This window comes from Pseudarthrobacter sulfonivorans (assembly GCF_014712225.1).
Lineage (GTDB): Bacteria > Actinomycetota > Actinomycetes > Actinomycetales > Micrococcaceae > Arthrobacter > Arthrobacter sulfonivorans.
Genome location: NZ_JACXBW010000011.1, coordinates 83,880 through 102,967 on the forward strand (window position 1 = coordinate 83,880; position 19,088 = coordinate 102,967).

Below are 19,088 nucleotides of genomic sequence, written 5' to 3' on the forward strand. Positions count from 1 at the left end.
GCCGGACCCCGCAGGAACGTTCCGGACCAGCACCGCTCAAGCGGGCCAGGACCGCAGGAGCGCCAGCCTCCGCCGCTCAGGCTGCCGGTAGCATGCCAGCCCGCGTTCGCCGGTCAGCGAACTTAAGGACCATCCGCGGTTGGCTGTGATGTGATGGGGCTATGGAGTCCACTGCACGTGATTCGTCAGCACCGGCATCATCCAGCCCGGCCCAGGCCCTGATCAACTGGGACCTGGCCGCGTCCACCGCGGCCCGGCTGGCTTCGGCGGGGCCAACGCTCGGCACGGCGGAAATCAACGACGCGGTGGACAGCCTACGCAGCCTCGCGGACGCCTCGGTCCCGCACGTCCACGAAATAACCGGCCTCGAAGCCGCACGGGATCTACGGGACTCCTCCGTCCTTGTGGTGGACCGGGCGAACTGGGCCAAGGCCAACACCCAGAGCTTCGCCGTGATGCTCAAGCCCGCCATGGAAAAGATGCTCGAAAGCCGGCGCGGCACAGTCAGCCCCGCCGCCGCCAGCGTCAGCGGCGCCATCACCGGCAGCCAGCTCGGCGCCGTCCTGGCATTCCTCTCCAGCAAGGTCCTTGGCCAGTACGATCCCTTCGCCGCGCTCGCCGAAGGCTCCAAGGCGCCGGCGGCTGGCAGGCTGCTGCTGGTGGCCCCCAACATCGTGTCCGTGGAGCGGGAACTCAATGTCGCGCCCGAGGATTTCCGGCTCTGGGTCTGCCTCCACGAGCAGACCCACCGCGTGCAGTTCGCCGCCGCGCCCTGGCTCCGCCACCACATGCTGTCCGAGATCGACAACCTCAGCGGTCACCTGCTCGGCAACGTCGACTCGCTCATGGAGCGCGCCTCGGCCGCCGCCCGGTCACTTAAGGACCGGAATGCCACGGGCGGCACTCCCGGCCGCGGCGCCATCCTGGACCTGCTGCAGAACCCCGAGGAGAAGGCATCCCTCTCGCACCTGACGGCCGTGATGAGCCTGTTGGAGGGCCACGCGAACGTGGTGATGGACGCCGTCGACGCCAGCATCGTCCCGTCGGTCAAGACCATCCGGCAGCGCTTCACCGACCGCGGCAAGGACCGCGGCGTCATGGAGAAGTTCATCCGCAGCCTGCTGGGCCTTGACGCCAAGATGCGCCAGTACTCCGACGGCGCCAAGTTTGTCCGGGCGGTGGTGGACGTCGCGGGGATGGAAGGCTTCAACAGGGTTTGGGAATCCGCGGACAACCTCCCCACCGAGCCGGAAATCCACGAGCCCAAGCTGTGGATTGACCGGATGGGCCTGTAGGTGCCGGATCCGGCGCCCGCGCCGCGTCCGTCCGAGACGCCGCCTCCGTCCGAGGTGCCGGTTTCTCCCGATAAGCCGGCTTCTCCGGCCCGCGCCGACGGGTTGCCGCGCGCAAGCGGCCGACGGCGGCCCGGCAGGCTGGCGCCCGTCGTCGGCAAGGCGCGCAAAATGCTCCAGAACGCCCTGGCTGAGGCCGGCTATCCGGCGCACGTGCTGGTAGCGTGCAGCGGCGGGCCGGACTCACTGGCGCTCGCCGCCGTGGCAGCCTACTTTGCCCGCCGCGGCCACGTTGACGGGCATCCGCTGACGGTGGGGGCCGTGGTGGTGGACCATCAGCTGCAGGAGGGTTCGGCGCAGGTGGCGATAACCACGGCCCGGGCCCTGAAGGAACTCGGGCTTTCCCCGGTCGAGGTCCGGACCGTTGAGGTTGAGCCCACGGGCATGGGCCCGGAGGCGGCCGCCCGGGATGCCCGCCACGCCGCCCTGGAAGCGGCGGCCAGTGAACAGGGCGCCGCCGCGATCCTGCTCGGCCACACGCTGGACGACCAGGCCGAACAGGTCCTCCTGGGCCTCGCCCGCGGCTCCGGCACACGCTCGCTGGCCGGAATGCGGCCTGCCCGCGGCCTTCTGCTCCGGCCCTTCCTGGGCCTGCGCCGCGAGGACACCCTGGAGATCTGCCGCGTTGAGGAGTTGGAGCCCTGGCACGATCCCAGCAATGCGGATCCGGCCTTCGCCCGCTCCCGGACGCGGGTTGAAGTGCTGCCGCTGCTGGAGGAAAAACTCGGGCCGGGCGTGGCTGAATCGCTCGCCCGGACGGCGTCCATCCTGCAGCTGGACGCGGACTTTCTGGAGGACGTGGCCGAACGCACATATGCCGGTTTGGCGCAGCGGTCCGGCCCCGAAATCAGCCTTCCCGAGGACGCCCTCGGCGAACTTTCCCCGGCCATCAGGTTCCGCGTCATCGCGAAGGCAGCGGCCGACGTCGGGGGTCAACAACCCAGCTACCAGCGCCTTCTGGCCGCCGAAGCGCTGCTGCGGCGGCAGGGTTCGGCCGGTCCGGTGGAGCTCCCCGGCGGGGTGAGTGTGTACCGGCTGTCCCTGGCGCAGCTGGACGCCGCCGGCGCACCGCGCCGCACCGTAGGGCAGCCCGACGGCGGCACTCCCGTTCCCCGCGAAGCCGCCCGCTGTGGGAAGCTAGTATTCCGGCCTCAAAAACCGCCCCAAAAATAGTCGCACCCCGCATCTACACAGGAGCCATTGGTGGATTCAAACGACGTCCAGGCAGACCTCAAGCACGTTCTCTACACCAAGGAACAGATCCAGCAGCGGATCACCGAGCTCGCTGCCGAAATCGACAGGGACTACGAAGGCCGTGAAATCCTCGTTGTCGGCGTCCTCAAGGGTGCCGTAATGGTCATGGCCGACCTCGCCCGCGCGCTCCACAGCCACGTTTCCATGGACTGGATGGCAGTGTCCTCCTACGGCTCCGGCACCCAGTCCTCCGGCGTGGTCCGCATCCTCAAGGACCTCGACACCGACCTGATGGGCAAGGACGTCCTGATCGTTGAAGACATCATCGACTCCGGCCTGACGCTCTCCTGGCTCAAGACCAACCTCGAATCCCGCGGCACCGCTTCCGTGGAAATCTGCACGGCTTTCCGCAAGCCGACGGCCGCCAAGGTGGAAATCGACGTCAAGTACGTCGGCTACGACATCCCCAACGAGTTCGTGGTGGGCTACGGCCTGGACTACGCGGAAAAGTACCGCAACCTGGACTTCGTGGGCACCCTGGCCCCGCACGTCTACGAGTAAAGACTCCCGCACCAACACTGCCGGCGGCGGCCTCTTCGAAGGCCGCCGCCGGCATTTAAGCTCCGGAATCCAGCGCCGGGGACTGGCGGCGTCCCCCGGACCTGCGAGGCCTGCGGTGTCAGAATGCGCCAAAGTCGGCTAACGGGTTATCCATGACCGCGCTGACTTTATGCGCGCTGGCCGCCGCCGTCAACAGGCAAAACTTTGCTGACTGTGACTCTTGACACTTCTGAGCGTCAGGCTTACGTTTATGCCAAGTCGTTTTGGCAAAACGATTTTTCAGCCCACGTACCGTCTCGCCATTCCGTTCGAGAGAAAGTGAGTCGACAGCGATGTCCACTCGAAAGACCATCAACAGGTTCACTGCCATCGGCGGCCTTTGCACTGCCGTCGCACTTGTGGCCACCGGGTGCGGCGCAGGGGGCCCGACCAGCTCGGGTAGCGCCGCCAGCACCGTCAATGTCCTGGTGGAAGCCGGCGGCCACGCCGAGCTGACCGGCGTCGCCGAGCAGTGCAAGAAGGACGCGGGCATCGACGTCAACTTCGTCGAACTGCCCTACGACGGCATGTTCAACCGGCTCTCCAGCGAGTTCTCCTCAGGCAACGTCTCCTTCGACGTCGCTGCACTGGACTCCGTATGGTTGCCCAGCTTCAAGGACGCCGTCCAGCCCATCGATGAGCTCTTCACCGATGAGGCCAAGAAGGACATCTTCCCGGCCCTCGTCAAGGAGGCCAACGTGGACGGCCACTTCATCGGCATGCCCGCCTGGACCAACGCCGAAATCATCCTCTACCGCACGGATCTTTTCGAAGACGCCGCGAACAAGGCCGGCTTCAACGCGAAGTACGGCTACGACCTCGCGGCACCCACCACCTGGCAGCAGTACAAGGACATTTCCGAGTTCTTCACCAAGGACGGCATGTACGGCACCGATGTCAAGGGCGGCGTCGAGACCGAATGGCTGGCCCACGTCCTCCAAGCCGGCTCCCCGATGGTCCTGGACGAAAACAACAACGTGGTCATCGACAACGCGGCCCACAAGGAAGCACTGGACTTCTACACCAGCCTGACCAGCTATGCGCCTCCCGGTGCCGCGCAGGTGGACTGGGCCGCTGCGCAAAACCTGTTCAACCAAGGCAAGACCGCAATGACCCGTTTCTGGGCCCACGCGTACCGCCAGATCCCCAAGGATGCACCGGTTGCCGGCAAGGTGGGCGCAGCCCCGATGATCGGCGGCAGTGCAGGCGTGGCTGGCGTTCCGGGTCCCTGGTACCTCTCAGTCCCCAAGGCCACCAAGAACGCGGACAACGCCAAGAAGTTCGTCAAATGCGCCTACGACTACAACAGCCTGGGCATCGAGTCCAGCCTTGGCCTCGCCTCGCGCATTTCGGCCTTCGAGAAGTACCAGGACAAAGCCGGGTACGAGAGCTTCGGCCCGCTGATCTCAACGCTCAACGGTGCCGCCACCGCCACCCGGCCGGCAACGGAAAAGTGGCAGCAGATCGTGGACACCGTGCTGGTGCCGCTCCTGCAGAAGGCCGTGGCCGGCGGGGACTCCACAGCCCTTCTGGCCGACGCCAAGAAGCAGATCCAGGACCTCCTTAAGTAAACTCCGCGGCCGGCACTTGCCTTCACCGGTGCCGGCCGCGGCCCCAACAAACAGAAGAGAAAACCGTGCGCATCTCCGATCGCCGCTTCGCAACGTTTCTGATGGCCCCGGCGGCGTTGTTCCTCGCCATCTTCGTGGCCTACCCGCTGTTCCGCCTGGTGGCCGACAGCTTCTTCAAGATCTCGCCCATCGCCGGCGGACCCCGCGACTTCGTGGGCCTGGACAACTACTTCCGGGCCTTCGCTTCGGAGGCGTTCATGGGCGCCGGCTGGCGGACCCTCGCCTACACCCTGGTGGTGGTCACCCTCGAATTCGCCCTCGGCCTTGGCATGGCACTGCTGTTCACAATGCTGGGCCGCAATTCCCAGATCTGGCGGACCGTGTTCCTGTACCCGCTCATGATTGCGCCGATCGTGGCGGGCCTGCTGTGGAAGTTCCTGATGATCGATAACTTCGGCCTGATCGGGACCCTCATGCACCAGGCGGGGCTGCTTGCCAACCCCAACCAGATCGGCTGGTTGTCCGACCCCAACATCGTGCTGTTCTCGGTGGCCATCCCTGACATCTGGCTCACCACGTCGTTTATGTGCCTTGTGCTGTTCGCCGGTCTGCAGAACATCCCCGGTGACCTGATCGAAGCGGCCCGCCTGGACGGCGCACGTGCGCCCGCCATGCTGTTCCGGATCATCCTCCCCCTGCTGCGGCCGGTCATCGCCGTCGCGCTGGTGGTCCGCGGCATCGACGCGGCACGGGCCTTCGACACGATCCTCATCCAGACCAACGGCGGCCCCCAGTCCGCCTCCGAAACCATGAGCCTGCTGATATACCGCACCATGATCCGCTTCGGTGATCCCGGGCTGGCAAGCGCCATGGGCACCATCTACCTGCTGGCCATGCTCGCCGTCGCCTTCTTCGCCGTTTCCACCATCTGGCGGCCAGGAAAGGACAACTGATGAGCCTCGCAGACCCCCGCCTTCACGGTCCGGCCGTAACGGAGACCACCATGCCAACCTCAACAATGACATCCGCACCCAAGACCAGGGCGTCGAACGGCAACGGCACGCGCCGTCGCCGGCACCACGCTGAGGGCCTTGAGGCAGGCAAGCGCAGCACCAGGACGCTGCTCTGGATCCTCCTCGCGGCGGCCATGATCTTCTACGGCTTCCCGTTCCTCTACCTGCTCTTCACGTCCTTCAAGACGCCGATCGACACCATCGCCGTCCCGCCGACTATCCTGCCCAGGGAATGGACGCTGGAGAACTACACCAACGCGCTGGGACGAAGTGGCGTGCTGGCCTCCTTTATTAACAGCGCGCAGACGGCCATCATCAGCACGGTCCTGTCCCTGGTGCTGGCGGTCCCCGCCGCGTACGGCATCACCCGCTACAAAACACCCAGCGGACGCGTGTTCATCATGGCGGCCCTGGTCACCCGCATGGTGCCGCCGGTGGCCATCGGCATCCCGCTCGCATCGATGATGTCAGCAGCGGGACTGGCTGACACGCCGATCGCCCTGTCCATCGCCCACACCACCATCTCGCTGCCGCTTTCCATCTGGCTGATGTCCAGCTTCTTCGAAGCCGTGCCCAAGGACCTGGAGGAAGCGGCCACCGTGGACGGCTGCAGCAGGCTCGGAGCCCTTTGGCGGGTGGTCATCCCGGTGGTGTCCGGCGGCATCGCGGTCACCGCGATCTTCGCCTTCCTCGCCTCTTGGAACGAGTTCCTGTTCGCCCTCCTGATGACCGCCGTCAGGTCCCAGACCACCCCCGTGGTCATCGCAAACTTCCAGACCCAGTTCGGACTGGACTGGGGATCCATGACGGCACTCGCCGCCGTCTACTCGATCCCCGTGATCCTCCTCACGCTTCTCTTGCAGCGCAAGATCGTCGCAGGCATGACGCTCGGCGCCGTCAAGGGCTGAGAAACCACAGCACACAAAGGGAAGAACCTATGTCAAGCAACAACTGCTACGACGTGACTACGTGGCCCGTCGGCAATCCGTCCGAGGACGTCGGTGAAGTAATCAACAGCATCATCGCTGACATCAAGGATCGGCAGACGGCCACCGATGCGAACCATGGAGGAAAGCCAGGCGCGGTGATCTACATTCCGCCCGGGGACTACCACCTTCGTACGCAGGTGGTGATCGACGTCAGCTTCCTCAGGATCCATGGCTCGGGACACGGCTTTACGTCGTCGAGCATCCGGTTCAACGTTCCCGAAGACGAATGGCCCGCCTTGCATGAGCTGTGGCCCGGAGGGAGTCGCATTATCGTCGACATTCCCCTCGGCGGAGACGGCGAGGAATCCAAGGGAGCCGCCTTCTACGTTGAGCGAAGCGGAAGCCCGCGGATCAGCTCGGTCGAGTTCTCCAACTTCTGCATCGACGGGTTGCACTTCAACCCGGATGGCTCGGGGATGCATCCGGAGAACACCTACGTCAACGGCAAGACGGGTATCTATGTCGCGAACGACAATGACTCATTCCGCGTAACCGGCATGGGGTTCGTCTACCTTGAGAACGCTCTCACTATCTACAACGCGGACGCGCTTTCCGTTCACGGCAACTTCATCGCTGAATGCGGAAGCTGCATCGAGCTGCGCGGCTGGGGACAGGCCTCAAAGATCACCGACAACTTGGTCGGAGCAGGCTTCAAGGGTCACTCGATCTACGCCGAGAACCATGGCGGGCTCCTGATAACCGCAAACAACGTCTTCCCCCGTGGCGCGAGCAGCGTCCGTCTCGACGGCGTCACGCGTTCAAGCGTCACCAACAACCGTTTGCATTCGTTCTACCCTGGGATGCTGATTCTCGCAGCGAACAGTTCGGAGAACCTCGTGGCCACGAACCACTTCTTGCGCGACCATGAGCCCTGGACGCCCTTCCTGGGCGTCGACAACGGACTGAACGACCTCTACGGACTTCTCTGTGTCAGTGGCAGCAACAACTCCGTCGTCAGCAACCACTTCTCCCAGATCATCGACTCACAGAGCATCCGGCCGACAGGTGCGACGCCTGTCATCGTCCGGCTGATGGCGGGGGTCGGCAACTTCGTCTCCAACAACCACGTGGTGGCCATGGACGTTCAATCCAAGTCAAGTGACTCCTGCTTCTCGGCTCAGGTGGACGCACTGTTGACCACCGAGGCTTCGGACGGCCTCGCCGTAACGGCCGTCATGGTCGATTCCGAATCAGCCCGGAATACGATCCTGGATTCCGGGAGTGACGCCCAAGTTATCGCCGATAGGGCTGTTAACGCCTTTAGGGCCACACCAACGATCGGTTTCCAGGCGGCACATGCACTTGTGGCCCAGTAACCCGCTCAGGCGCGGCGAGACCGCCGGGATCGCCATCATCGAGGGCCGGGAAATGATTTACGAACAAGTCGAACCGTAGAATCAGCACCAACACCATGAGGACGTGGGAGACCAATGACCAATAGATCAGTCGGTATCAAGGAAGTAGCAGTCGCCGCCGGGGTGTCGGTGACCACGGTCTCCCATGTCCTCAATGACGTGTCGTACGCGCGGATCAGCGCGGAAACCAGGGACAAGGTGAAGTCCGCCGCTGAGCACCTCGGCTACGGTCCCAACCGCTTGGCCCAGGCGCTCCGCACCCAGCGGACCGGCATGCTGGGCCTCGTCAGCGAGGACATCGCGACCACACCCCATGCAGGACGCATCATTCTGGGCGCAGACGAAGCTGCCCGGGCCCGCGGCTACAACCTGATGATCATCAACACGTCCGGGTCCGCGAGCCCTGAATCCAGGGATGCCGACGTCGAAGCCCTCCTGGAGCGCCGGGTCGACGGCATCCTTTACGCCACCATGTACCACCGCCACGTGCAGCTTCCCGTCAACCTTGGCAGCGTACCGGCGGTGCTGGTGGACTCCGTCAGCACCAGCGGCAGCATCACTGCCGTGGTGCCGGACGAGGAGGGCGGCGCCCGTGCCGCCGTCGAAATCCTGCTGGCGGCCGGCCATACCCGCATCGGATTCCTAAACAACACCGATGATGTCCCCGCCACCCGGGACCGCCTCCACGGCTTCCGCGCCACGCTGACGGAGGCAGGGCTCGACGGCGACGCGGCACCTGTCGAGTCGGAGCTCTCCGAAGTGCAGGGAGGCTATGAGGCGGCCCGCCGGATGTTGGGGCGTGACGACAGGCCCACCGGGCTGTTCTGCTACAACGACCGGATGGCCATGGGCGCCTACCGGGCCGCAGCGGAGCTGGGGCTGTCTATCCCCGGGGATCTGTCTGTGGTGGGCTTTGATGACCAGGAGCTCATCGCGGCAAACCTGTACCCGGGCCTGACCACGGTGGCCCTGCCGCACTACGAAATGGGCGCCTGGGCCGCCGAGAACCTGATCGACGCCATCGAAGGCAAGACGGACTTGGCGCTCATGGCGCTCCACCCGACCATCCTCGACTGCCCGCTGGTGGCCCGCGACTCCGTGGCGGCGCCTCCGCCGTGACCCCGGGGCCCGTTCCCCGGACCCGGAAAAGCAAGTCCTCCCACCGATCACACCAGAGCAAGGATCAAGCACCATGTCCAGCCGCCTTGATGACGCACGCCCAAAACCGGCCCCGCCGCAGGAAGTCAGGCCCCAGGAAGTGCTACCGCAGCAAGTCCCGGCCGGAACGCCGCACCTGCGTCCCGCCCTCCATTACACGGCGCGGGACACCTGGCTCAATGACCCCAACGGCCTGGTGTTCTACCGCGGTATGTACCACCTCTACTACCAGAACAACCCGTACGGGAACGTGTGGGGCAACATGTCCTGGGGCCACGCAACGTCCACGGACCTGGTTCGCTGGACGGAGCAACCCGTTGCCATCGCCTGCGACGATGCCGAGGACATCTACTCCGGCAGCATTGTGGTGGACCACGCCAACAGCTCTGGCTTCGGCAGCGCCGAAAACCCGCCGCTGGTGGCCATCTACACCAGCGCGTTCAAGCCCGGCGCCGCCCACGAAGGCACCCAGGCCCAGTCCCTGGCCTACAGCAACGACGCCGGCATGACCTGGACCAAGTTCGCGGGCAACCCCGTCCTGACCCGTGGCTCGACGAACTTCCGCGACCCCAAGGTCTTCAGTTACGCCGGCCCTCACGGCCTGTGCTGGGTGATGGCCGCCGTCGAAGCGGGGGAGCAAAAGGTGGTCTTCTACCGCTCCACAGACCTGCGCGTGTGGGAGCTGGCCAGCGAGTTCGGACCAGCCAACGCCGCCGGGGGAGAGTGGGAATGCCCCGACATCTTCCCGCTGTCCGTGGACGGAGACCCGGACCGGACCAAGTGGGTGCTGGTGGTCAACATCAACCCCGGTGCGGTGGCAGGGGGCTCCGGCGGGCAATACTTCGTGGGCGACTTCGACGGCTTCACGTTCACGCCGGATCCGTCGTCCCTGCTGGACTCCCCGGTCTACGGCACCAGCGGTGCGGGCGCGGAGGCTGGACGGCTCCGCGAATGCCGCTGGCTGGACTGGGGACGCGATTACTACGCTGCCGTCTCCTTCAGCAATGTTCCCGACGGCCGGCGCCTCATGGTCGGCTGGCTCAGCAACTGGGACTACGCCAACAGCCTGCCCACGTTCCCCTGGCGGTCCGGGATGTCGCTGGTCCGCGAGGTCTCGCTGGAAACGGTGGACGGGCGCCCGGCCCTGGTCCAGACCCCCATTCTTCCGCCCCTTGACAACGTCCACTGCCTGGATAGCCGCGAGCTATGCGGTACGCTCGCCTTGCCGGAAATCCTGCCGGGCACGGCGCAGGTCATCGACGCCGAAATCCTGCCCGGAGCCTCGGACCGCTGCGGATTCCGGCTGTGGGAGGATGCCGACGGCGGTGCTGCCGTCCTCGCCTATGATCCCGCCGCCGGGGTGCTCAGCCTGGACCGCACCAATGCGGGGAACGCTGCCTTCCACCCGGCCTTCGCGTCCGTGGAGTCCGCCGCCGTCGCGCTGGAGGATGGACTGCTCACGCTGCGTATCGTCGTCGACCATTGCTCAGTTGAGGTTTTCGCCCAAGGCGGGAAGGTGGTGCTCACCGACCTGGTGTTCCCGCTCCCCGGAGACTTTGGGGTTTCGGTGTTCAACGACGGCGGCGACGCCATCATCCGGACTCTGAGCGTCTCAACCTTCATCTAGCGGCTGACAGTTCGCCCCCTCCCATCGCTACGCCCAGAGGGAACTTTTAGCCGGCACCGTGCGTGAATTACTCCGGACGGTGTATAGCTAGTAGCTGATGCAGCACCACACGCGCGTAGACCACTCGCCGTGCAGCACTACCAGGAGGGACGGGGCCAGCCCCCGAACAGATGAAAGCTAAGAGTTTCTTCAAGGGCCCGGGCATCTGGATCGTCGTTGTGATCGCCATGCTCCTTGTGGCCTTTGCAACGCTGGCTCCCGGCGGTGCGGCGCGGATCGACACTGATAAGGGCCTTGAGCTCCTCGCCGACAACGGCAAGGTTGAGCAGGCAAAGATTTTCGACGGCGAGAACCGTGTTGACCTGGTGCTGAAGGACAGCTACAACGTCGATGGACAAGACAAGGGTAAGAGCGTCCAGTTCTTCTACGTGGACGCCCGCGCCATGGACGTCGTCAAGGCCGTCACCGACTCCAAGCCGGCCAACGGATACACGGACCAGCCGATCGAGAGCAACTGGTTCTCCGGCCTGCTCTCGCTCCTGATCCCCGTCATCCTCCTCGGTGCACTGTTCTGGTTCCTGATGACCCGCATGCAGGGCGGCGGCTCCAAGATCATGCAGTTCGGCAAGTCCAAGGCCAAAATGGTCAGCAAGGACATGCCGCAGGTGACATTCGTGGACGTCGCCGGTGCAGACGAGGCCGTGGAGGAACTGCAGGAAATCAAGGAATTCCTGCAGGAACCGGCCAAGTTCCAGGCTGTGGGCGCCAAGATCCCCAAGGGTGTGCTCCTTTACGGCCCGCCAGGAACCGGCAAGACCCTCCTGGCCCGCGCCGTCGCAGGCGAAGCAGGCGTCCCGTTCTTCTCCATCTCCGGCTCGGACTTCGTTGAAATGTTCGTCGGCGTTGGCGCCTCCCGCGTCCGCGACCTTTTCGAGCAGGCCAAGGCCAACTCGCCCGCCATCATCTTCGTGGACGAGATCGACGCCGTCGGCCGTCACCGCGGTGCCGGCATCGGCGGCGGCAACGACGAACGCGAGCAGACCCTCAACCAGCTGCTGGTGGAGATGGACGGCTTCGATGTCAAGACCAACGTCATCCTGATCGCCGCCACCAACCGCCCGGATGTCCTGGACCCGGCACTGCTGCGCCCGGGACGCTTCGACCGCCAGATCGGCGTGGACGCGCCGGACATGATTGGCCGTGACCAGATCCTGCAGGTCCACGCCAAGGGCAAGCCGATGGCCCCGGGTGTCGACCTGAAGGCCGTGGCCAAGAAGACCCCCGGCTACACCGGTGCTGACCTGGCCAACGTTCTCAACGAAGCCGCTCTCCTGACTGCGCGCTCCAACGCCAACCTCATCGACGACCGCGCCCTGGACGAGGCCATCGACCGTGTGATGGCCGGCCCGCAGAAGCGCAGCCGCGTCATGAAGGAACACGAGCGCAAGATCACCGCGTACCACGAAGGCGGCCACGCACTGGTGGCAGCGGCGCTGCGGAACTCCGCTCCGGTCACCAAGATCACCATCCTGCCCCGCGGCCGCGCCCTGGGTTACACCATGGTGGTCCCGGACAACGACAAGTACTCCGTGACCAGAAATGAGCTGCTGGACCAGATGGCCTACGCCATGGGCGGCCGCGTGGCGGAGGAAATCGTCTTCCACGACCCCTCCACCGGCGCCTCCAATGACATCGAAAAGGCCACTGCCACGGCCCGCAAAATGGTCACCGAGTACGGCATGAGCGAGCGTGTTGGTGCCGTGCGCCTGGGCCAGGGCGGCGGCGAGCCCTTCCTGGGCCGCGATGCCGGCCACGAGCGCAACTACTCGGACCAGATCGCCTACGTTGTGGATGAGGAAGTGCGCCGCCTGATCGACCAGGCGCATGACGAGGCCTACGCGATCCTCACCGAAAACCGCGACGTGCTGGACCAGCTGGCCCTCGAGCTCCTGGAGCGGGAAACCCTGAACCAGGCAGAGATCGCGGACATCTTCACGGACATCCGTCTGCGTGACTTCCGCGAAGTATGGCTGTCCAAGGAATCCCGGCCGGTCCAGCAGGCCGGTCCCGTGGAATCCCGGCAGGAAAAGGCGGAACGCGAAGCCCAGGAAGAGGCCAAACAGGCCCGCCTGGACGAGCCGCTGGATGCCCAGCCTCCGCACCCGCAGGGTGTCCCGGAGGATGCTACCTTCAAGGGCGGCATTCCGGACTCGGGGCCTGACGCCCTGCGCGGCTAAGCTTTCTTCTGTGAATCACTTCGACGACGACGACGCGCCCTCCTCCGCCGGATACCCGGCGGAGGACGGATCCCACCACAAAAAGCACGAGAAAGTGGACCGGCCGCGGATCGAAGCGGCCGTCCGCGAGATCCTCTTGGCCATCGGCGAGGACCCTGACCGCGGCGGGCTCGTGGACACCCCCCGGCGGGTGGCCAAAGCCTACGCCGAGGTGTTCGCAGGTCTTCACCACGACCCCGCTGACGTCCTTTCCACCACCTTTGACCTCGACCACGAGGAACTGGTCCTGGTCAAGGACATCCCGTTCTACTCCACATGCGAGCACCACCTGGTGCCGTTCCACGGGGTTGCCCACGTGGGCTACATCCCCTCGCACGACGGCAAAGTGACCGGCCTGAGCAAGCTGGCGCGGCTCGTGGACATTTACGCCCGGCGCCCCCAGGTGCAGGAACGGCTGACCACCCAGATCGTCGAAGCAATGGTCAGCCACCTCAAGCCGCGGGGCGCAATTGTTGTTGTTGAATGCGAGCACATGTGCATGTCCATGCGCGGTGTCCGCAAGCCCGGAGCGAAGACCGTCACCAGTGCGGTACGCGGGCAGCTCCATGACCCGGCCACCCGTGCCGAAGCCATGAGCCTCATCCTCGGAAGGTAAGTACAAACCATGGACTCACTAGCTGCAGCCCCGGGAACCGGGCCCGCAACGTCGCCGCTGCCCATCCTGCGCAAACCGCGCCCGGCAGCGAAATTCGCAGACCTGCCCACCGACCGCACGCTGGTCATGGGCATCCTGAACGTTACGCCCGACTCCTTCAGTGACGGCGGCAAGCACGCCACGGCAGACACTGCCATCGCGGCCGGCCTGCGGATGTTCTACGCGGGCGCCGACATCATCGACGTGGGCGGTGAATCGACCCGCCCCGGCGCGTTGGACGTCAGCCCGGAGGAAGAACAGCGCCGGGTGGTCCCTGTCATCGAAGCCCTGGTCAAGGCAGGTGCGCTGGTCTCCATCGACACCACGCACACGTCCACGGCGGCGGCCGGGCTGAAGGCCGGAGCCGCCATCATCAATGATGTCTCCGGCCTCACCATGGAGTCCGAAATGGCAGAACTGGTGGCCTCGTCGAAAGCCCCCTACGTCCTGACGCACCGCCGGGGCGACGCCCGCACGATGAATTCGCTGGCCGAGTACAAGGATGTTGCCGGCGAAGTGGTGGCGGAACTGGCCGGTGTTCGCGACAAGCTCCTCGCCGCCGGGGTGAGCCCGGAACAGATCATCGTTGACCCGGGCCTGGGCTTCGCCAAGAACGATGCCCACAACTGGGAACTCCTGCAGAACCTGGACCAGCTGGACAGCCTGGGGCACCGGGTCCTCGTGGCTGCATCCCGCAAACGCTTCCTGGGCACCCTGCTGACGGTGGCCGGCAAGTCCGCCGCACCGGAGGAACGTGACGCCGCCACCGCGGCCATTACGGCCATCAGCGCCTTCCGCGGCGCCTGGGCCGTCCGGGTGCACGACGTCGCACCAAGCCTTGACGCTGTTAAGGTTGCTTCACGCGTGGCGGCTGCCCGCACCACTCACTAGGGCCGGGGGACCCATGGACAGGATTACGCTGAGCGGTGTCACCGCCGTCGGCCATCACGGCGTGTTCGACTTTGAGCGCCGGGAGGGCCAGCCCTTTGTGGTGGACGCGGTCCTGCATCTGGACTTCGCCAAAGCCGCGGAATCCGACGACGTCCGGGACACTGCACATTACGGTGAAGTGGCTGAGCGGATCACCGACTGGATCACGGGGGAGCCGCTGAACCTGATCGAGGCACTGGCCGTCAGGATTGCCGATGACCTCCTGGGCCGGTTCAGCATCCAGGCCGTGGACATCACCGTCCATAAACCGCAGGCGCCCATTGAGGTGCCCTTCGGTGATGTGGCCGTCAGCGTGCACAGGGAGAGACCATGAGCCCGGGTTACACCAAAGCGGTCCTGGCCCTCGGCAGCAACCTGGGCGAACGGAACGACACTCTGTCCGGGGCGGTCGCGGACCTCGTCGACCCGCCGGAGGTGCGCCTGCTGGCCGTTTCCCCCGTAGTACAGACGAAACCCGTCGGCGGCCCGGCCGGGCAGCCGGACTTCCTGAACATGGTCATGACAGTGGAAACCACCCTGTCCCCGGAGGCCCTCCTGGAGCACTGCCACGCGGTGGAGAACAAGCACCTCCGCGTACGTGACGTGCGCTGGGGACCCCGGACGCTCGACGTCGACATCATCACGTACGGCGATGTCACCAGCGACGATCCGGACCTGACTCTGCCGCATCCCCGTGCTGCCGGGCGCGCCTTTGTCCTGTATCCCTGGTCCCTCATCGACCCGGCGGCAACGCTGGGCGGCGAACGGATCAGTGAGCTGGCTGCGCGCGCCGCTGACTTCGCCGACATCGTACCGTTCGACGGCTTCGGGGACTACGACGGCGTACCTACCGCCGGGGCGGTGGAATAGCAGTGAAACCCATCAGCCCTGGACGGCTCGTGCTGATCGGCCTGGTCCTGACTGTTGCCGGCTGGTCAGCCACCGTGGTGACCACGCGCTACAGCATGGCCACCCCCGTGCTGCCGGCGACCGCCCTGGCCACCATGGCCGTCATCGTGGTGATCACGCTGATTCTGGGCATCCGGGTCCTCCGCTGGCGCAACAGCACCAAACGCAAGAAGGCCCTTGACCCGATCCTCGCGGCGCGGACGCTGGTGCTCGCCCAGGCCTGCGCCTACGCAGGCACCGTGCTGCTGGGCTGGCACGCCGGGATCTTCCTGGACCAGCTCCGCATCTGGAACCTGCGCAGCGACCAGGGCATCACGTGGGTGGCCATCGCCGTGGCCGGCGGCGGCCTGGTGATGATCGTGGTGGGCCTGCTGGTGGAGCGGTTCTGCAGGATCCCGCCCGAGGACACTGACGCGACCGGCGACGGGAAACCCGGCCACGGAGTCCGCGGGGAAGCCGCAGGGGAAGGTGAATATGCCTACCGAGGCGATTGATCCGGCGGGCATCACCTGGCAGCGGGTGTCGCCGAAGTACGTCACTGTGCGGCTTGTGGAGTGGGCCATCGGCAACCTGCTCGCCGTGGTTGTCCTCAGCCTGCCCCTCGTCTTCGTCTCGCTGGGGTGGTGGCGGTGGCCGCCGCTGTGGCTGGCCGTCACGGTCCCGGCGGTGACCCTGGTACTGGCCGTCTGGCGGCTGGTGCTGATTCCCCGCCAGGTGCGCGCCATCGGCTATGCCGAACGGGATGACGACCTGCTGATCCGCGGCGGCATCTTCTTCCAACGGACCATGGCAGTTCCCTACGGCCGGATGCAGTACGTGGACATCGGGGTGGGTCCCGTGGAGCGCGGGCTGGGGCTGTGCACGCTGAAGCTCCACACCGCTTCGCCCGGCACCAACGCCACTATCCCCGGCCTGCCCGCCGAAGAAGGGGCACGCCTGCGCGAGCAGCTCGCCGCCCGGGGCGAAGCGAGGCTGGCAGGGCTGTGACCGCTGACCTTCCGGAGCGCAGCGTGCCGGATATTTCCACTCCAGCGATGGATGAGTCCACCGCAGCGCCGGGGGCGCCTGCCCCTGAGCCCGGATCAGCGCCCGACGGCGAGTGGCTGCGTGTGCACCCGGCGTCGCCTTTTGTGCGCGGCTGGGTGGCCCTGGCGGCCATCGGGTTCTTCTTCGGCCGGGACATCGTCGAACGCCTGCTGCAGGGCCGTCCCCTCATCGCGGAGGACTTCGCCGGCCGTGCGCCCTGGCTGGTGGCCGGCGGCGGGATCATGCTGGTGTTGGCCGTCCTGGGCTTCATTCTGACCTGGTACTTCACCAAATACCAGGTGTCCGAAGGCTACGTCAGGGTCAACTCCGGTTTCCTCTTCCGCCAGCAGCGGCAGGCCCGGCTGGACCGCGTCCAGGCCATCGACATCGTCCAGCCGCTGCTGGCCAGGATCTTCGGCCTGGCAGAACTCAAGTTCGAGGTGGCCGACGCCGGCGAATCCGCCGTCAAGCTCGCCTACCTGCGGATGGACGATGCCCGGCAGCTCCGGGCCACCATCCTGGCACGCGCCGCCGGCGTGGTCCCTGACCCTGCCCGGCCACTGGAGGCCGCGCCCGAGGCGCCGGAATTTCCGGTACTGTCCGTGCCGCCGTCGCGCCTTGTTGGTTCGCTGCTCCTCAGCGAGCAGAGCGTCGGTGTGGTGCTGGGCGGCGTCGCCTCCGTCATCCTGTCCGCTGTGACGGACAACCGCAGCTTCTACTTCTACCTGATCCCGGCGGCGCTGGGCCTTGCCGCCAGCTACTGGGGCTCCTTCAACAAGGGCTACAACTTCACCGCGGCAATTTCGCCGGACGGGATCCGGCTCCGCTACGGGCTGCTGGATACGCAGGCGCAGACGCTCCCGCCTGGCAGGATCCAGGCGCTGAAAGTGGTCCAGTCCCCGCTGTGGCGGATCTTCGGCTGGTACCGGATGCAAGTCAATGTTGCCGGCTACGGTGCGGCGGGCAGCAACGGCGAGTCAGCGTCACGGACCACGCTGCTGCCCGTCGGCAAGCTCCCCGAGGTGATGAGCATGCTCGCACTGGTCCTGCCCGATCCGGGGACGCCTGAGCCCGGACGAATTTTCGCGGCGGGGCTCGGCGGACTGGATTCCGACGGCGGATTTGTCACCACGCCGCGCCGCGGCCGGTTCCTGGCGCCGTTTGCCTGGCGCCGCAACGGCTTCGCCGCTACTGAGACGGCCCTGCTGATCCGGTCCGGCCGATGGTGGCGGGAACTGGTGATGGTCCCGCACCAGCGCACGCAGTCGATGGCGCTGCACCAAGGCCCGATCGCGCGGCGGTTCCGCCTGGCGGACTTGGTCCTCCACACCACTGCCGGGCCAGTGTCGCCCCGCTTGACCCAGGCCGGCCTGGACGAGGCGCGGACCCTCTTTGATGAACAGTCCGCGCGTGCCCGGCTGGCCCGCAACCGGCAGACCAGCGAACAGTGGCTGGCGCAGGTGGCCCCCGCCCCGATGACGGCGCCCGTTCCGGGGGAGCGGTCGGGGAGCGAAACCATCAACCAACAGGAGAGCACCAACCGTGGCTAAACCGGGGCGCCTTGGCGTCGGAATCATCAGCGCCGGCAGGGTGGGTGCCGTACTCGGTGCGGCACTCCGGGCGGCGGAACACGCCGTCGTCGGAGTTTCCGCGGTGTCCGACGCCAGCCGGGAACGGGCGGAAGCCCTGCTCCCCGGCGTCCCGGTACTGGAGATCCAGGAGATTGTGGAGCGCGCCGAACTGGTGCTCCTGGCCGTTCCGGACGACGCCCTGGCCGGCCTGGTGGACGGCCTCGCCAAACTTGGGGCCTGGCAGCCCGGCCAGCTGGTGGCCCACACATCGGGCAGGTTCGGGGTAGGGGTACTGCGCCCCGTAAGGGCCGCCGGAGCCATCCCGCTGGCTTTGCATCCCGCCATGACATTCACGGGCATGAGCCTGGACCTGACCCGCCTGCTTGACTGCACCTTCGGGGTGACCGCTGACGCCGCGATGCTGCCCATCGCGCAGGCGCTGGTGGTGGAGATGGGTGCCGAGCCTGTTGCCATCGCCGAGGCGGACCGGACGCTGTATCACGCGGCCCTGGCCCACGGTTCGAACCATCTGGTCACGCTTGTGGCGCAGGCCTCCCAGTTGCTGCGGGATGTCGGCGTGGACGCGCCGGAGCGGATGCTCGGGCCGCTGCTGCGCGCCACGCTCGAGAACGCGCTGGCCTCCGGCGAATCAGCCCTGACGGGCCCGGTGGCCCGCGGCGATGTGGGAACCGTGGCGGCTCACGCCGAGGCGCTGCGCGAATACGACGCCGGGGCGCACGGCGATGTTCTCGAGGCCTACCTCGCCATGGCCCGTGCCACCGCGCGGCGGGCGGAAAACCGCGGGCTGCTCAAAACGGATCAACTGGGGGCCATCCGATCGGCCCTGGAAGAAGGAGACTGA

The 19,088-nt window shown here is 66.2% G+C and carries 19 protein-coding genes; 18 read left to right on the plus strand and 1 reads right to left on the minus strand.

Annotation, left to right across the window (positions count from 1 at the left end; translation table 11 throughout):
* Positions 1–161 precede the first annotated feature (161 nt).
* From IAQ70_RS15005 to hpt, 3 genes are all read left to right on the plus strand, one after another.
* The gene (locus tag IAQ70_RS15005) at positions 162–1,295 is read left to right on the plus strand and encodes a zinc-dependent metalloprotease (RefSeq protein ID WP_190990117.1); all 1,134 of its coding nucleotides are present in this window, start codon (positions 162–164) and stop codon (positions 1,293–1,295) included.
* Positions 1,296–1,463: 168 nt separating this feature from the next.
* The gene (tilS, locus tag IAQ70_RS15010) at positions 1,464–2,525 is read left to right on the plus strand and encodes a tRNA lysidine(34) synthetase TilS (RefSeq protein ID WP_190990118.1); all 1,062 of its coding nucleotides are present in this window, start codon (positions 1,464–1,466) and stop codon (positions 2,523–2,525) included.
* A 30-nt stretch (positions 2,526–2,555) separates the two neighbouring features.
* Positions 2,556–3,107, plus strand: coding sequence for a hypoxanthine phosphoribosyltransferase (gene hpt, locus IAQ70_RS15015; protein WP_190990119.1), 552 nt, complete (start codon positions 2,556–2,558; stop codon positions 3,105–3,107).
* Between the two features lie 118 nt (positions 3,108–3,225).
* On the opposite strand, the gene IAQ70_RS15020 is transcribed toward hpt, so the two are convergent.
* Positions 3,226–3,447: a hypothetical protein gene (locus IAQ70_RS15020; protein ID WP_190990120.1), complete on the minus strand. Its 222-nt coding sequence runs from the start codon at positions 3,445–3,447 to the stop codon at positions 3,226–3,228.
* Between IAQ70_RS15020 and IAQ70_RS15025 the strand changes: the two genes are divergently transcribed.
* The 15 genes from IAQ70_RS15025 (at position 3,440) to IAQ70_RS15095 (ending at position 19,088) form a co-directional block, all read left to right on the plus strand.
* Positions 3,440–4,717 carry an ABC transporter substrate-binding protein gene (locus tag IAQ70_RS15025; protein WP_190990121.1) on the plus strand — a complete coding sequence of 426 codons (1,278 nt, stop codon included), beginning with the start codon at positions 3,440–3,442 and terminating at the stop codon, positions 4,715–4,717. The two genes, IAQ70_RS15020 and IAQ70_RS15025, sit on opposite strands and share 8 nt — an antisense overlap.
* A gap of 65 nt (positions 4,718–4,782) precedes the next feature.
* Positions 4,783–5,670: a carbohydrate ABC transporter permease gene (locus IAQ70_RS15030; protein ID WP_190990122.1), complete on the plus strand. Its 888-nt coding sequence runs from the start codon at positions 4,783–4,785 to the stop codon at positions 5,668–5,670.
* 65 nt (positions 5,671–5,735) lie between these two features.
* A complete protein-coding gene (locus IAQ70_RS15035) occupies positions 5,736–6,638 on the plus strand; it encodes a carbohydrate ABC transporter permease (protein WP_407682598.1) in 903 nt (300 codons plus the stop codon).
* A 29-nt stretch (positions 6,639–6,667) separates the two neighbouring features.
* Positions 6,668–8,035 carry a right-handed parallel beta-helix repeat-containing protein gene (locus IAQ70_RS15040; RefSeq protein ID WP_190990123.1) on the plus strand — a complete coding sequence of 456 codons (1,368 nt, stop codon included), beginning with the start codon at positions 6,668–6,670 and terminating at the stop codon, positions 8,033–8,035.
* 114 nt (positions 8,036–8,149) lie between these two features.
* The gene (locus IAQ70_RS15045; RefSeq protein ID WP_190990124.1) at positions 8,150–9,193 is read left to right on the plus strand and encodes a LacI family DNA-binding transcriptional regulator; all 1,044 of its coding nucleotides are present in this window, start codon (positions 8,150–8,152) and stop codon (positions 9,191–9,193) included.
* A gap of 73 nt (positions 9,194–9,266) precedes the next feature.
* On the plus strand, positions 9,267–10,859 hold the full coding sequence (locus IAQ70_RS15050) for a glycoside hydrolase family 32 protein (protein ID WP_190990125.1): 1,593 nt from the start codon (positions 9,267–9,269) through the stop codon (positions 10,857–10,859).
* A 170-nt stretch (positions 10,860–11,029) separates the two neighbouring features.
* On the plus strand, positions 11,030–13,096 hold the full coding sequence (gene ftsH / locus IAQ70_RS15055; RefSeq protein ID WP_190990126.1) for an ATP-dependent zinc metalloprotease FtsH: 2,067 nt from the start codon (positions 11,030–11,032) through the stop codon (positions 13,094–13,096).
* Positions 13,097–13,106: 10 nt separating this feature from the next.
* Positions 13,107–13,751 carry a GTP cyclohydrolase I FolE gene (gene folE / locus IAQ70_RS15060; protein WP_190990127.1) on the plus strand — a complete coding sequence of 215 codons (645 nt, stop codon included), beginning with the start codon at positions 13,107–13,109 and terminating at the stop codon, positions 13,749–13,751.
* Positions 13,752–13,760: 9 nt separating this feature from the next.
* Positions 13,761–14,681 carry a dihydropteroate synthase gene (gene folP, locus IAQ70_RS15065; protein ID WP_190990128.1) on the plus strand — a complete coding sequence of 307 codons (921 nt, stop codon included), beginning with the start codon at positions 13,761–13,763 and terminating at the stop codon, positions 14,679–14,681.
* A gap of 13 nt (positions 14,682–14,694) precedes the next feature.
* The gene (gene folB, locus IAQ70_RS15070) at positions 14,695–15,054 is read left to right on the plus strand and encodes a dihydroneopterin aldolase (protein ID WP_190990129.1); all 360 of its coding nucleotides are present in this window, start codon (positions 14,695–14,697) and stop codon (positions 15,052–15,054) included.
* Positions 15,051–15,590 (plus strand): 2-amino-4-hydroxy-6-hydroxymethyldihydropteridine diphosphokinase, encoded by a 540-nt coding sequence (folK, locus tag IAQ70_RS15075; RefSeq protein WP_190990130.1) that lies wholly within the window; start codon positions 15,051–15,053, stop codon positions 15,588–15,590. Before folB ends, folK begins: the two co-directional genes overlap by 4 nt.
* Positions 15,591–15,592: 2 nt before the next feature.
* Positions 15,593–16,123: a DUF3180 domain-containing protein gene (locus IAQ70_RS15080; RefSeq protein WP_190990131.1), complete on the plus strand. Its 531-nt coding sequence runs from the start codon at positions 15,593–15,595 to the stop codon at positions 16,121–16,123.
* Positions 16,104–16,616: a PH domain-containing protein gene (locus IAQ70_RS15085; RefSeq protein WP_190990132.1), complete on the plus strand. Its 513-nt coding sequence runs from the start codon at positions 16,104–16,106 to the stop codon at positions 16,614–16,616. The genes IAQ70_RS15080 and IAQ70_RS15085 overlap by 20 nt, the downstream gene beginning before the upstream one ends.
* A gap of 47 nt (positions 16,617–16,663) precedes the next feature.
* Complete coding sequence (locus IAQ70_RS15090) at positions 16,664–18,205, plus strand: PH domain-containing protein (protein ID WP_190990201.1); 1,542 nt, start codon at positions 16,664–16,666, stop codon at positions 18,203–18,205.
* On the plus strand, positions 18,198–19,088 hold the full coding sequence (locus IAQ70_RS15095; RefSeq protein ID WP_190990133.1) for a Rossmann-like and DUF2520 domain-containing protein: 891 nt from the start codon (positions 18,198–18,200) through the stop codon (positions 19,086–19,088). The genes IAQ70_RS15090 and IAQ70_RS15095 overlap by 8 nt, the downstream gene beginning before the upstream one ends.

What these genes read in the sequence shown, in the direction of transcription:
- IAQ70_RS15045 (WP_190990124.1), top strand. Translation starts at nt 8,150, where the DNA reads ATGACCAATAGATCAGTCGGTATCAAGGAAGTAGCAGTCGCCGCCGGG.
- ftsH (WP_190990126.1), top strand. Translation starts at nt 11,030, where the DNA reads ATGAAAGCTAAGAGTTTCTTCAAGGGCCCGGGCATCTGGATCGTCGTT.
- IAQ70_RS15085 (WP_190990132.1), top strand. Translation starts at nt 16,104, where the DNA reads ATGCCTACCGAGGCGATTGATCCGGCGGGCATCACCTGGCAGCGGGTG.
- IAQ70_RS15090 (WP_190990201.1), top strand. Translation starts at nt 16,664, where the DNA reads ATGGATGAGTCCACCGCAGCGCCGGGGGCGCCTGCCCCTGAGCCCGGA.
- IAQ70_RS15025 (WP_190990121.1), top strand. Translation starts at nt 3,440, where the DNA reads ATGTCCACTCGAAAGACCATCAACAGGTTCACTGCCATCGGCGGCCTT.
- folP (WP_190990128.1), top strand. Translation starts at nt 13,761, where the DNA reads ATGGACTCACTAGCTGCAGCCCCGGGAACCGGGCCCGCAACGTCGCCG.
- folK (WP_190990130.1), top strand. Translation starts at nt 15,051, where the DNA reads ATGAGCCCGGGTTACACCAAAGCGGTCCTGGCCCTCGGCAGCAACCTG.
- folB (WP_190990129.1), top strand. Translation starts at nt 14,695, where the DNA reads ATGGACAGGATTACGCTGAGCGGTGTCACCGCCGTCGGCCATCACGGC.
- IAQ70_RS15035 (WP_407682598.1), top strand. Translation starts at nt 5,736, where the DNA reads ATGACATCCGCACCCAAGACCAGGGCGTCGAACGGCAACGGCACGCGC.
- IAQ70_RS15040 (WP_190990123.1), top strand. Translation starts at nt 6,668, where the DNA reads ATGTCAAGCAACAACTGCTACGACGTGACTACGTGGCCCGTCGGCAAT.
- tilS (WP_190990118.1), top strand. Translation starts at nt 1,464, where the DNA reads ATGCTCCAGAACGCCCTGGCTGAGGCCGGCTATCCGGCGCACGTGCTG.
- IAQ70_RS15050 (WP_190990125.1), top strand. Translation starts at nt 9,267, where the DNA reads ATGTCCAGCCGCCTTGATGACGCACGCCCAAAACCGGCCCCGCCGCAG.
- IAQ70_RS15005 (WP_190990117.1), top strand. Translation starts at nt 162, where the DNA reads ATGGAGTCCACTGCACGTGATTCGTCAGCACCGGCATCATCCAGCCCG.